At 38.3% G+C, this 13,168-nt stretch carries 11 protein-coding genes; all 11 read left to right on the top strand.

Annotated elements, in window-relative coordinates:
• Positions 1 to 176: 176 nt before the first annotated feature.
• The 11 genes from ACJ004_RS24030 to ACJ004_RS23980 all read left to right on the top strand — a co-directional run bounded on the left by ACJ004_RS24030 (position 177) and on the right by ACJ004_RS23980 (position 13,088).
• Entirely contained in the window at positions 177 to 1,253 is a 1,077-nt protein-coding gene (locus ACJ004_RS24030; RefSeq protein ID WP_410895663.1) for a glycoside hydrolase family 172 protein, read from the top strand.
• 88 nt (positions 1,254 to 1,341) lie between these two features.
• Positions 1,342 to 2,436, top strand: coding sequence for a glycoside hydrolase family 172 protein (locus tag ACJ004_RS24025; protein ID WP_410895662.1), 1,095 nt, complete (start codon positions 1,342 to 1,344; stop codon positions 2,434 to 2,436).
• A 111-nt stretch (positions 2,437 to 2,547) separates the two neighbouring features.
• A complete protein-coding gene (locus ACJ004_RS24020; protein ID WP_410895661.1) occupies positions 2,548 to 3,639 on the top strand; it encodes a Gfo/Idh/MocA family protein in 1,092 nt (363 codons plus the stop codon).
• A gap of 17 nt (positions 3,640 to 3,656) precedes the next feature.
• Positions 3,657 to 4,013 carry a cupin domain-containing protein gene (locus tag ACJ004_RS24015; RefSeq protein WP_410895660.1) on the top strand — a complete coding sequence of 119 codons (357 nt, stop codon included), beginning with the start codon at positions 3,657 to 3,659 and terminating at the stop codon, positions 4,011 to 4,013.
• A 63-nt stretch (positions 4,014 to 4,076) separates the two neighbouring features.
• A complete protein-coding gene (locus ACJ004_RS24010) occupies positions 4,077 to 4,772 on the top strand; it encodes an ABC transporter ATP-binding protein (protein ID WP_410895659.1) in 696 nt (231 codons plus the stop codon).
• Complete coding sequence (locus ACJ004_RS24005) at positions 4,747 to 5,793, top strand: efflux RND transporter periplasmic adaptor subunit (RefSeq protein WP_410895658.1); 1,047 nt, start codon at positions 4,747 to 4,749, stop codon at positions 5,791 to 5,793. Before ACJ004_RS24010 ends, ACJ004_RS24005 begins: the two co-directional genes overlap by 26 nt.
• 13 nt (positions 5,794 to 5,806) lie before the next feature.
• Positions 5,807 to 8,686 (top strand): ABC transporter permease, encoded by a 2,880-nt coding sequence (locus tag ACJ004_RS24000; protein WP_410895657.1) that lies wholly within the window; start codon positions 5,807 to 5,809, stop codon positions 8,684 to 8,686.
• Entirely contained in the window at positions 8,687 to 9,577 is an 891-nt protein-coding gene (locus ACJ004_RS23995; protein ID WP_410895656.1) for an ABC transporter ATP-binding protein, read from the top strand.
• A gap of 356 nt (positions 9,578 to 9,933) precedes the next feature.
• A complete protein-coding gene (locus tag ACJ004_RS23990; RefSeq protein WP_410895655.1) occupies positions 9,934 to 11,298 on the top strand; it encodes an ABC transporter substrate-binding protein in 1,365 nt (454 codons plus the stop codon).
• A gap of 71 nt (positions 11,299 to 11,369) precedes the next feature.
• Entirely contained in the window at positions 11,370 to 12,263 is an 894-nt protein-coding gene (locus tag ACJ004_RS23985; RefSeq protein ID WP_410895654.1) for a carbohydrate ABC transporter permease, read from the top strand.
• An 18-nt stretch (positions 12,264 to 12,281) separates the two neighbouring features.
• The gene (locus tag ACJ004_RS23980) at positions 12,282 to 13,088 is read left to right on the top strand and encodes a carbohydrate ABC transporter permease (RefSeq protein ID WP_410895653.1); all 807 of its coding nucleotides are present in this window, start codon (positions 12,282 to 12,284) and stop codon (positions 13,086 to 13,088) included.
• Positions 13,089 to 13,168: the final 80 nt, after the last annotated feature.

The raw sequence follows: 13,168 nt of genomic DNA, 5'->3' as shown, positions 1-13,168 counted from the left end.
TAATCGTTTACAGAAAGAATAATAGTTTTAAATGAAAACGCTGTATATTCTATCTTATGAAAACGATGCAGATTACAAACCTGCTTAAGTTTAATTGGAAAAGTGGGTTTGAATAGTACTGTTATTTTTTCGGTGGAATGGAAAATTGAAATTCATACAAATTGGAGGAACCAATAATGTTTAATGGTTTTGGTATGGGCTTAGGCCAGTTGTCTCGTTTATCACATGCAAAGACTCGTTCGATTAGTCCTGAGAATTTTACCGGTGAGAAAGGTAAAGGGGGAATGGCAACTGAAGGGACAGGGGCTTCGTGTGCAAGAGATTTAGGTCAAGGATGGAAAGTATCCCCTTCAGTTCTAATAAATAAACAATCTACCCTAACAATGGCGGAAATCCATGATTCCGGAGTGATTCAGCATATTTGGCTAACCTGTCATCCCGATACCTGGAGAAAACTAATTTTCCGTATATATTGGGATGGGGAAGAAAATCCCTCTGTAGAAGCGCCGATTGGTGACTTCTTTTGTAATGGCTGGTGTGAGCGTAGTAATGTCAATTCCTTGCCAATCGCTGTGAATCCGGCAGGTGGTATGAATAGCTACTGGGAAATGCCATTCCGTAAAGCTGCTAAGATTACCGTTGAAAATATTTCTAATGACGATATTATTCTTTATTACCAAGTGGATTACACATTGACCGATCTTCCTGAGGATGTTGCTTATTTCCATGCTCAATGGAATCGGACAAACCCCGTCAGCTACAAAGACGTCCATACAATCATTGATGGGGTTAAAGGTCATGGTCATTATGTCGGAACCTATATTGCTTGGCAGGTTAACAGCTGCGGCTGGTGGGGTGAGGGAGAAATTAAGTTTTATTTAGATGGAGATCAGGAATTCCCAACTATATGTGGCACCGGGACCGAAGATTATTTTGGCGGGGCTTGGAACTGGGAGCAGCCAAAGGGTGAGTATTGCACCTATTCCACACCGTATTTAGGAATGCATCAAGTGATTAAACCGGACGGACTTTATCGGAGCCAGCAAAGATTTGGTATGTACCGCTGGCATGTGATGGATCCAATCCGTTTTGAAGAAGACTTAAAAGTAACCATTCAAGCTTTGGGCTGGCGCTCAGAAGGCAGATATTTGCCATTACAGGATGATATTGCCTCAGTTGCGTATTGGTATCAAGCAGAGCCGCATAACGCATTTCCGAAAATGCCTGGTAAGGATGAGCTTGAAGTTATTTAATAATCATACATGTATGGCGCACTAGAAAAATTGGTAACATATTAACTAGACGACAAATTCAGTAGTTGATTATCGGAGGGATAGTAACATGATTGGAACTTCATTAAGAGATTTATATAAACCTAGAAAAGGAAAAAGCAAACGTGCATCCAGCTATGATACAACTGGGGGGAACAGAGACTTTTTAAAAGTATATCCTGGAGATGTGATAGATGTATGTAATATCACTGGGTCCGGATGTATTACCCATATTTGGATGACGATGGCGCCACTTGAAGATACAGGAGTGGAGGAGTTCCTTCATCGGAAGGTTGTTTTACGCATGTATTGGGACGGAGAGACCAATCCAAGTGTCCAAGCACCAATCGGCGACTTCTTTGGTATGGGCCATGGTATTACTAGGAATTTTAGCTCTGCCCCATTAGCAATGAGTCCAGAGGATGGTCGTTCATTAAATAGTTTCTTCCCTATGCCTTTTGGTAAACAGGCACGCATTGAAATCGAGAATAATGCAGATGCCCCGATTAAATTCTATTTCTATATCGATCATGAAATATATGATGAAGAAATTGACAGCCCGCTTCGTTTTCATGCCCTCTGGAAGAGAGAATTAACAGATGGAATTGTGGACAATATTTCAAATGCCTTGTTTGAATTCGGCGGTAAAAATACTACAGGTGATGGAAATTATGTTTTCTTTGAAGCAGAAGGAAAGGGTCATTATGTAGGTTGTAATCTAAATATTCATAATTTACGGATGACGAGAGAGTGGAACTGGTATGGTGAAGGAGATGATATGATCTTCATCGATGGAGAACCATGGCCTCCTTCATTACATGGAACAGGGATGGAGGATTACTTTAATACCGCTTGGTGCCCAACCCAAGAATATAACTCTCCATATCACGGCATCATTCTTGGCGGTGGACCAAACTGGTCTGGCAAGGTTTCTTATTACCGTTTCCATATCCAGGACCCAATTATGTTCGACAAATCCATAAAAGTTACGATTGAACATGGTCATAATAATAACCGCAGTGATGATTATTCAAGTACGGCTTATTGGTATCAGACTGAACCACACAAGGATCATCCAATCATTCTACCAGTAGCAAGAAGGCTGCCATTATCCGATATTTTAGGGTTTAATGAAGATGATTTGAAGAAGTGCTTTGATTATTAAGATCGACTGCACGATTATGGAGTGACTTTCTTGAAAAGAAAATGTAAGGGTATTTTTATACCTATTACATTTTCTTTTTATCTTTATGGAAGAACTAAGGGGGTTCAAATAATGGTCCAATCTCTTATTAAATATAATTATGAATTCGAGAAAAAGCTTAAGGTTTGTTTCATTGGTGCTGGTGGTCATTCCTATCGAAATATATATCCGACATTCCAATATGCCCCTGTTGAATTATTAGCTATTTGTGATAAAGATGAGAAAAAAGCAGCAGCGTATGCGAAACAATTTGGTGCCAATGCCTATTATACTGACCACCTGAAAATGTTAGAGATGGAACGCCCTGATGCAGTCTTCATAGTGACCTCTTACCATCCGGATGGACGTGTCCAAGCAACCGATCTTGCCATGGATGCATTAAAAGCGGGTTCGCATGTCTGGATGGAGAAGCCGACAGCGGCCACACCGCAAGAAATCGAACAATTGTTAACTGTGAGTAAAAAATATAACCGCTATTGTATGACAGGCCTTAAAAAGATTTTCTTCCCAACTATAGAGAAGGTAAAGGAAATTATGAGTCTACCAGAGTTTGGGCGGCCATCCTCTATCTATATTCGTTATCCTCAACCAATGCCACCACTCCAAGACCGTCAAGATTTAACGAAAATTACAAGTTTACTAGATCATATATTTCATCCCGCCGCCATTATTCATTTTTTAATGGGGCAAATTGGCCAGATTACTTATGAATGGGAGCCTTTCAATGGTGGGAGTGTGACCTCCATAAGATTTTTATCGGGAGCGATTGGGACTTTGCACATGGCAGCAGGGATTTCTGGCAGCAGTCCATTAGAACGATTGGAAATTGTCGGAGAAGGAGCTAATATCGTTGTGGAAAATGGAGTCAAAGTAACCTACTACCGAAAGGCCTCATTACCAGCTTACGGCCGGGCTCCATCCTTCATGGTTGAAAATGAAGCAGCACCGTTACAGTGGGAACCTGAATTTTCATTAGGGCAACTCTATAATAAAAATCTCTTTTATTTAGGGTATGTACAAGAGGTAAATCATTTTTGTGAGAGCGTACTCAGCGGGAAACCACTCAAAAAAGGAACATTAGAAGAATCATTAGAAATTCTCAAGCTCCTAGACGCATATCGCAACACACCACCAGGAACGAAAGCAATTATAAATACAAATTGAAAGTTGGAGGGGAATCTATGGCGACTATTACTAATTTAAAAGACAAAAAGCATGTTTTAGAGATGGATTGGGGAAAAGTTCAATGGCTTTGCGGTCAAGAAATTGATCAAGAAGCTGAAATGACCTTCGGGATGGTGTATATCCATGCCGGCCAATCTAATTCAAGACACTATCATCCTAATTGTGAGGAATTAATTTTTGTCCTTTCAGGTGAATGTGATCACACATTAGGGGAAGAAACCTACCATTTGACACCTGGAATGATGCTTCGCATTCCAAGGAATGTTCCGCATAATGCGACGGTTACCAGCTGGGAGCCTTGCCGTATGATGATTGCATACTCAGCACCGGACAGACAAACCGTAAATGAATAATCACATTAACATACAATTCACCTTATCTTTTCTATCTTGTATATATGGAGGTTTCTTAAAAAAATGGCCGCTATAATTTCGATTGAAAATGTTGAAAGAGAATTTGGGAGCGGTGAGAAAAGAGTTCGAGTCCTTAAGGGAATCGACCTTTCCATAAAACAGCATACCCTTGTTGCATTGAAAGGAAGATCCGGGTCGGGGAAAACAACACTGCTTAATTTAATTGGTGCTCTGGATCAGCCCTCGAAAGGTTGTATTTTCTTTGAAGAAACAGACATTGGTCAATTTTCTGAGAAGGAAAGAACTGAGTTTAGAAGAAAAAGACTGGGTTTAATCTTTCAATCTTTTGGTCTTGTTCCCTTTATGACAGTTGAAGAAAATGTTGAATTTGGCCTTCGCGTTGCCGGGACCCCACGGGAAGAGTGGCAAACTCGAATCAAGGATGCCCTTGAGCTGGTTGGTTTAACAAAAAGGGCAAAGCATCTTCCCTTTGAATTATCGGGAGGAGAACAACAAAGATGCGCCATCGCTAGAACGATTGCATCATCGCCTTCTGTCATTTTAGCGGATGAACCAACAGCTGAACTTGATAGTAAAATGGCTTTTCATATTATCAAACAATTTAAGTATTTAGTAGATACGAAAAAAACGACAATCATCATGACTACACATGATCAGGACATTTTGGACATGATGGAACATGTTTTTGAATTGGAGGATGGAAGAATTGCCCATGAAAAAACAGAAGCATTTTCATAATATCCAAACAAAATTATTAGCAGCAGGATCGATTATGGGACTATTGGTGCTGCCTCTATCAGCTTGTTCTTTGTTACCGAAAGAGGAAGCAGCTCTTGCACCACCGTTGGTTCAGCCCGCTAAAGTTCAATATAATGTGGCTGAAGTAAAACAAGGCAATATCGTGAAAAGGGTAAAAGGGGTCGGAACGTTAACCCCGATAAATAACAATAATTTATTCTATTCCGAAGCGGGTGGCAGACTTAAAAAGATTCATGTTGCAGAAGGTGACGTGGTGAAAAAAGGGCAGGTGTTGGCAGAAATCGATAATGGAAATCTTAACTTTGATATTAAGCAAACGGAAATAGACCAGAAAAAGGCTGAAATTCACCTGAAACAATTACAAAGCCAGCAGGCTGATCAATATGCGATTGATATTGCTAAATTGGACGTAGAGTCAGTCCAATCGAAATTACAGAATTTAAAAGAACAGCAGGCAAAGTCTGTCTTAACATCGCCCATTAAGGGAATTGTTACATTTGTTGGAGAACAAAAAGCAGGCGATATCATTGAAGCGTTCAAGTCTATTATTCAAGTGGCCGATACGAAACAATTACAACTTTTATATACCTCAACAAGTGGTGATGAAATTGCCGATATAAAGATTGGGATGAAGGCAGGTTTGACGCTGAATGGAAAGGAGTTTACGGGAAAGGTAGTGCATACCCCGCAGGATATTCCAGCAGATATCGTTGCCGCCAATCCTGACTTATATAAAAATAGTATTTTTATCAGTATTGACTCCTTACCGAAAGCTGCTCATGTAGGAGATTCTGTCGATTTCGAGGTTATTACCAAGCAAAAAGATAACACATTAATTATTCCTAAAAATGGATTAAGGACATTAATTGGCCGTAATTATGTCCAAGTATTAGATCAAAATACAAAGCGAGAATTGGATATTGAAGTTGGGATTATTTCATCAACTGAAGTCGAGGTATTAAAAGGTCTTAATGCAGGAGATAAAGTCATTTTAAAATAAGGGGGCAAGCAGAATGGCGATTGCAAAGATAATTTTCCGGAAAATGCTTAATAATCGTTGGCTTGTTGGGAGTTTATTTCTTGGTCTTCTTATAACTTCATCCCTTGTAGCTAGTATTCCTACCTATTCAGCCAGTATTCTCTCAAAATTACTTATAAAAGAATTAGAAAATTATCAAATAAAAGAGAATCACTATCCTGGGGAGTATTCCTTCTATCTAGATACACAAAAAGATCCGTCCATCAATCAAAATAAGTTTGTAGAAGAACTAGATAGGATGAATGATCGGCTAACAAAGGATACTGGCCTGCCGCTTAAAACCAAAGTGACAGTTATTAGTACGATTCCGATGGCCGTTTCAAAACAGGAGGGTGACCAGTCTACTAGTAAACCACAAAAGTATGGGAGTATTAAATCACTCACGGAGCTTCAGAAGCATATGGTTTTAACAGATGGCCGATTACCAAATTTATCAGTCAAAGATGGGGTTTACGAAGTATTAGTAACAGAAATGGCCTTACAAAAAAGAGATATGGTATTAAATAAAATCCTATTAGCGGGTGAAGGGAAAAAACAGATAAAAATAAAACCTGTTGGTACATTTAAGGCGAAAGATGAACGAGATCCTTATTGGTTCCTGTCTCCGGATTCTTATAGTAATGATTTTATTCTTCCTGAAACAACATTTAGAGACTCCTTTTTAAAGGGCAATGATAAGTGGATTGAAAATATAAGGTATTTTACAGCCTTTGATTATCATGCCATTAACATGGAAAAATTTAATGTATTATTGGCTCTTGAGGCAAAGACAAAGGCATCAATTAGTGAGATAAGTAATGCAAAAGTGTTTGTGAATTTCCCAATTAAAGAGATTTTAGTTACTTATAATGAAAAAAGCAGTCAATTGAAAACGATGCTATGGTCACTTAATGTCCCCATTCTAATTATGGTAGGGATTTATCTATTCATGGTAACAAGGCTAATCATCGAACGACAGCGGAATGAAATTGCCGTTTTAAATAGCAGAGGGGCCAAAAAGTCACAGATCCTACTTATTTATTTGCTGGAGATTAGTTCGCTAAGTCTGATCGCCTTTCTTTTGGGGCCATTTATTGGATTATTCTTATGTAAAATGTTAGGTGCAACAAATGGATTTCTACAATTTGTACAACGATCACCCCTGGAATTAAGGATTATGAAGGAAGCGTTCCTCTATGAAATATGGGCCATTTGTGCTTGTATCTTGATGATGATGATTCCTATCTACCAAGCTGCTAGTAAAAGCATTGTCCATCATAAACAAACAATGACTCGTATAGCGGGAAATGCCGGTTGGTACACGATTTTCATCGATCTAGCATTGATGGGCCTGTCATTGTATGGTTGGAAAAGTTTTAGCCGCCGTCAACAAGATTTAATGACTTTTTCTGATGGTGGAAGCAATTTCTCTGTCGATCCGCTTTTATTTTTTGTTCCAACGGCCTTTATTATTGGCTTAGGCTTATTATTGCTTCGTCTATATCCAATTTTATTAAAAAGCCTATTTATATTAGGCAAAAGATATTGGCCGTTATCATTATACAGTACACTTGTCCAAGTAAGCAGGGCATCAAAACAATACCTGTATTTAATGTTATTTCTCATTTTGACTATAGCTGTAGGGGTGTATAGCGCAAGTGCGGCCAGAACAATTAACAGTAATCTAGAAGAGCAGTTAAGATATGAAAATGGAGCTGACTTGGCCGTGAATGTATTGTGGTCAAGTGTGAATCCAGGCAGTTCACAGGCACAACAATATGGTCCAAATGCGACAGAGAGCAAGAAGGATTCTAAGGAGGAGGAGGTTGAAGCAAGCTCAACTCCGATATACTCCGAGCCACCCTTTGATCCCTTTTTAAAACTAAAGGATATTGAACATGCCACAAAAGTGTTCCGGAAGAAAGATGTAATTGCCCATGCAAAAGGGGAAGATATACCGGCCGTGGAGTTAATGGGAATTGAACCAAAGGATTTTGGGCAAACAGCGTGGTTTAAAACTACTCTTTTAGAGCATCATTGGTATCAATATTTAAACTTATTGGCTAAAGAGCCAAGTGCAGTCCTTATTTCGAATGCAGTAGCTGAAAAACTAGGTGTGAAAACAGGAGATTATCTGACACTTAATTGGAATGGATCAGACACGGTTGAATTTGTCGTGTATGGCATCGTTAAATACTGGCCTAGCTTTAATCCTGCTAAAGTAAATGATAGTGAAGCAGGGAACACAGCTCCTGCCTTGGTGGTAGCGAACCTTACATATGTACAAACCTTTATGGGATTAGAGCCTTACGAGGTATGGCTTAAGACTAAGCCAAATTCAACTAGAGCATCCCTGTACAAGGATATGAAGAAACAAGGAATTCCACTAACATCTGTTCAGGATGTGCAGCCAAAGCTAAACGAGTTAAAAAATGGGGCATTTTTACTGGGGATTAATGGTACATTGTCACTAGGATTTGTGATTTCTATTATGATCACCTTTATTGGATTCTTAATCTATTGGATTTTAACCATGAAATCTAGAATCCTACAATATGGAATATATCGAGCAATGGGGATCCCACTCAAACAATTAATTGGAATACTTTTCTATGAACAGCTACTAACTTCAGGTGTAGCATGTGTCATTGGTATAGGAATTGGCAGTATCACAAGTACACTGTTTGTACCATTATTTCAACTATCCTTTAACTCCGCCAATGTCGCACCACCATTTCAAGTCATCTTCGATCCGAGCGATGAACTTAGAATTTACTCGTTAGTTATCCTGATTCTAACCATTGGATTAACTATATTGGGAGTTTTATTGAAAAATATTCGTGTCCATCAAGCGATTAAGTTAGGTGAAGATTAGATGATCCATTGTAGAAATTTGATGAAAATTTACAAGCTTAATAATGAGATTGAAGTAATTGCACTCCAAGGCTTAGATCTCGATGTAGAGGCAGGCGAATTGATAGGGATTATCGGTAGTAGCGGAAGTGGTAAATCAACGCTTTTAAACATTTTAGGAGGCTTGGATCGACCCAGCGCAGGAAAAATAGTGGTTGATGGGAAAGATTTGCTTAGAATCTCTGACAAGGAATTGGTCAAATATAAATTAGAAACAGTTGGTTTTGTTTGGCAAAATAATGCGAGAAATTTACTGCCCTATTTAACTGCCGTCGAAAATGTCGAGCTGCCAATGATGTTAAAGGGTCGTCACAAAAGGGAACGGGCGATCGAGCTGCTAGAGATGGTAGGAATGGGGCATCGTAAACATAGTCGACTGCAGCAATTGTCTGGTGGAGAACAGCAACGGGTGGCGATTGCCATTGGTCTTGCTAATAATCCTCGTATTCTTTTAGCAGATGAACCGACAGGTAGTGTCGATACGAGAACAGCAGATATTATCCTTGATGTGTTCCGACATTTAAATCAAACGTTGGGTGTCACGATTGTCATAGTGACCCATGACACTCAATTAATGAAGAAGATGGATCGTGTGGTAGCGATCAGAGATGGAAAAACATCAAGCGAAATTCTGCGACGAAAAATATTTGATGAAGAATCATTGGATCGAGCAATTCCGATCGAGGATGAAGAATCACATGTAGAGCTTGCCGTGCTAGATAGTGCAGGGAGAATTCAAATCCCGCGCGATTATTTAGATGGAATTGGGTTAGGAGAGATGAACAAATTAAGTGTGGAATTGGAAGATGGGAAAATCATTTTGAAGAATCCTCTCAGTAAAGTAAATGGATAGACACAATAAGTGAGGGTAAGTTAAATGTTCATCTTACCCTTACTGAAGAAAAATGTTTGATAGTTCCAAAAAAGACAATAACTTTTTTATAAAAACTACTTGTCAGAATATTTTAAGTGGTATAAAATCAAGTATGTAAACGATTACCGAAAGTAAACAGATAAAGAAAAATGGCAAATGCCAAGGGGGGAATTTACCGTTTCTGGTACTCTGCTTATCATTTCATTCTAGAAATATTTCCATCCATGAAAACGTTTACAGAAAGTTGCGAAACTTCTTAGATCCTCATACCATTCTAGTAAATACTTCGTGCAGAAGCTTTATTAAAAAATAAAATCAGGGGAGAAATGTCCATAATGGCTCATTTAAAACGAAACAAAATTATTGGTTTATTGTTCGCAGCTGTTATAGTATTATCGTCTATCCTTACAGGGTGCAGTGGTACAGGTCCAGGAGGAGAAAAAGCCTCGGGCTCCAAAACTGAGGACGGCAAGACAGTAGTTGAATTTTGGTGCTCTTGGGGAGATAGTAAAAAGGACTATTTCGACAAATGGATTAATAAATTTAATGAATCTCAAGATAAAATTGTGGTTAAAGCCACCTATATCGCTGGAGATGCCTGGGATCAAAGAATAACAGCCGCTCAAGCAGCTGGTACAGGTCCTGATGTTATGACTATGAACTACGGTAAAATTGCTTATTCCGCAGATCAAGGGAAAATCAAAGCTCTAGATGAATACATCGATGCAACTAAATGGGATGACCTTTATGATTGGTCCAATGATATGGTTTCTGTAAATGGTAAGCATTATGCCTATCCGTTTAACGCTGAGCCAGGCTCTATTCTTTTATACCGTAAAGATTTCTTTGAAGAAGCTGGATTAGATCCAGAAAACCCACCAAAAACATGGGATGAATTAATTGAATATGGTAAAAAACTAACAAATGATAAGCATTATGGTTTAACAGCAGCTGGTACAACCGCTGATATGGCTTGGTCCCACTGGGGTATGCAAGCAATGATGGGTGGATTAGCGATTAATGATGACTGGTCAAAGGCTACTGTCAACAGTGAAGGTAATAAGAAGCTATTTAATTTCTGGAATACACTATACAAAGAGAAAATTTTCCCTAAACAAATGCCGGGATTATATACAGAAATTGAACCACTTGTAGATGGTCGTACAGCTATGATGTTTAATGGATCTTTCGTATTTGATGCTCTAAGAAATAAATATGCAGATGTAGTCGATAAAATTGGCGTTGCACCACTTCCAACTCCAGATGGTGATTACAAAAAACCAACAGCTACTTTAGGTGGATGGACATTTGTTGTAGATGGCAACTCCAAACATCCAAAAGAAGCAGCACAATTCATTGATTACATGCTTGCAGGCGATCCTGAAGTTATGGTTGATTTCTTTAATCTTTCGAAATTCTCTAGCTTCACAGGTCGTAAGTCAGTGGATGCAGCTTTAGAAAATAACGAATATGCAAAAAATGATGAATGGCGTAAAATGATCCAAGAAAAAGTGTTACCTTATGCTATTCCAGAACCAATCTATGCATGGGATATCAGTTTGTCATATGCGAATGCTCTTGAACGAGTATACCTAAAAGGTGAAGACATTGATAAATCCCTTTCTCAAGCAGAAAAGGAAATCAATGATTATATCAAAAATAACAATTATGCTGGTACAAATCCTAAAATGAAGAAATAATGTAAGTAAGCTCTGATTGGGAGATCTGAAATGAAAATTTCAGTCTCCCAATTTCATAGGATGGTGAAAAAATGAATAGTAAATTTATTTTAAAGCGAAACGATCGAAAAACAGCCTATCTCATGCTTCTGCCAATCATTGTTTTATTAACTTGTTTCGTTGTGATTCCGTTAATTTATGCAATCTATGTAAGTTTCTTTGAATGGAGTTTTTATAAAGAATCTATTTTTGTTGGCTTTACCAATTTTAAGCGAGTCCTAAATGATCATTTGTTTTATAAGGCCATATGGACTGGTGTCAAATTTGCACTGATTGTGGTTCCGACCCAATTTGTGCTAGCCTTTCTATTTGCAAATTTAATCAAGAATTTGGGGGGACGACTGGCTGGTTTTATTAAATCATCCATTTATATCCCATATGTCATTTCTGGGGTAGTTGCCTCTATCATATTTTTATTCATATATGATTATGATGGTGGGATTGCCAACTACATCATTGGGTTATTTGGTTTAGAAAATGTAGCATGGTTAATTGATGTTAAAGTTGTTTTAGGTAGTATATCTCTTCCAGCCATTTGGCTTGGCTTTGGTTTTACTACACTGATTATATTATCAGGATTGAATGATATTCCAGGCTCATATTATGAGGCAGCGGAAATAGATGGTGCTAATGGGCTGCAAAAAATGTTTTACATTACCATCCCATTGCTAAGAAATATCTTTTTGTACGTAATAGTAGTCGGAATGACAGGAGCTATTCAACAATTTGACCTGCCATTTATCATGACTAAGGGTGGTCCACTAAATGCTACGATGACCCCAAACTTGTTTATTTATAATCACTTTGTAAATGATCCTTACTTGGGCTATACCATTGCCTCGGCTTTACTGCTCTTTGTGATGATCGCGATACTAGCTGGGATTATATTTAAGTTAGGGAACTCAAAGAAATCTATGGATAGCTAAACTTGAGGTGAATGAGAAATGAAAAAAATTATACAAATTATTATAGGTGTTGCGGTATCACTAATATCGATTTTCCCTCTAGTTTGGATGGCAATTGCGGGCTTCAAACCGGAAAGTGAAGTTTTGTCTTATCCGTTTAAATTCTTTCCATCAAAATGGGATGTGTCGAATTACGCTAAGTTATTGGAAAATCCGGCTTTTATCCGTTCTATTCTGGTGACCCTGCTAGGGGCTTTAATTTTTACAGTCCTAGTCTTATTTGTAAACTCAATGGCAGCTTATGTTTTCGCAAGACTAGATTTTCCATTTAAAAATACGCTTTTTGTTTATGTCATCATTACCATGTTTATTCCTGGAATGGCTATATTGATTCCATCGTATATCGTGGTAGCCAAATTACACATGCTTAACACATTAGCGGTTCTGATTGTACCAGGCATTGCTTCAGCCGTAAATATGTTCCTAATGCGTCAATTTTATTTAAATATTCCAGCAGAATTAGAAGAAGCAGCATTGATTGATGGGGCATCCAGATTCAAAATTTACTGGCATATATTTGTACCACTATCCCTGCCGGTATTTGTTCTCGTTGGTATTAGCTCGTTTTTAGGTTATTGGAATTCCTTGATTTGGCCGATTATGACGATCTCTGATGAAAACTTATATCAAATCATGCAGTTATTAGCCTTCTTCCGTTCAAATGAAACTAACCAATGGGCGATGATTATGGCAGGATCAACGATTGCGGCATTACCAACCATTATCATATTCCTTATTTTCCAAAAACACCTTGTCGAGGGTATGAAGCTTTCTGGATTAAAATAACAGTTTTGCGAACATTTCTGTTAATGAATATTCATTTTTCGTGTGATTGGAACTTTCTAATCCAGTTAGGGCCAAATGTA

Source organism: Neobacillus sp. 204, from assembly GCF_046562815.1.
Classification (GTDB): domain Bacteria; phylum Bacillota; class Bacilli; order Bacillales; family Cytobacillaceae; genus Neobacillus.
This window is presented reverse-complemented; position numbering and strand designations above follow the sequence as displayed.

Excerpts from the sequence above, each read along its gene's own strand:
- ACJ004_RS24010 (WP_410895659.1), top strand. The coding sequence starts at position 4,077 with ATGGCCGCTATAATTTCGATTGAAAATGTTGAAAGAGAATTTGGGAGC.
- ACJ004_RS24005 (WP_410895658.1), top strand. The coding sequence starts at position 4,747 with ATGAAAAAACAGAAGCATTTTCATAATATCCAAACAAAATTATTAGCA.
- ACJ004_RS24020 (WP_410895661.1), top strand. The coding sequence starts at position 2,548 with ATGGTCCAATCTCTTATTAAATATAATTATGAATTCGAGAAAAAGCTT.
- ACJ004_RS23985 (WP_410895654.1), top strand. The coding sequence starts at position 11,370 with ATGAATAGTAAATTTATTTTAAAGCGAAACGATCGAAAAACAGCCTAT.
- ACJ004_RS23995 (WP_410895656.1), top strand. The coding sequence starts at position 8,687 with ATGATCCATTGTAGAAATTTGATGAAAATTTACAAGCTTAATAATGAG.
- ACJ004_RS23990 (WP_410895655.1), top strand. The coding sequence starts at position 9,934 with ATGGCTCATTTAAAACGAAACAAAATTATTGGTTTATTGTTCGCAGCT.
- ACJ004_RS24000 (WP_410895657.1), top strand. The coding sequence starts at position 5,807 with ATGGCGATTGCAAAGATAATTTTCCGGAAAATGCTTAATAATCGTTGG.
- ACJ004_RS24025 (WP_410895662.1), top strand. The coding sequence starts at position 1,342 with ATGATTGGAACTTCATTAAGAGATTTATATAAACCTAGAAAAGGAAAA.
- ACJ004_RS24030 (WP_410895663.1), top strand. The coding sequence starts at position 177 with ATGTTTAATGGTTTTGGTATGGGCTTAGGCCAGTTGTCTCGTTTATCA.
- ACJ004_RS24015 (WP_410895660.1), top strand. The coding sequence starts at position 3,657 with ATGGCGACTATTACTAATTTAAAAGACAAAAAGCATGTTTTAGAGATG.
- ACJ004_RS23980 (WP_410895653.1), top strand. The coding sequence starts at position 12,282 with ATGAAAAAAATTATACAAATTATTATAGGTGTTGCGGTATCACTAATA.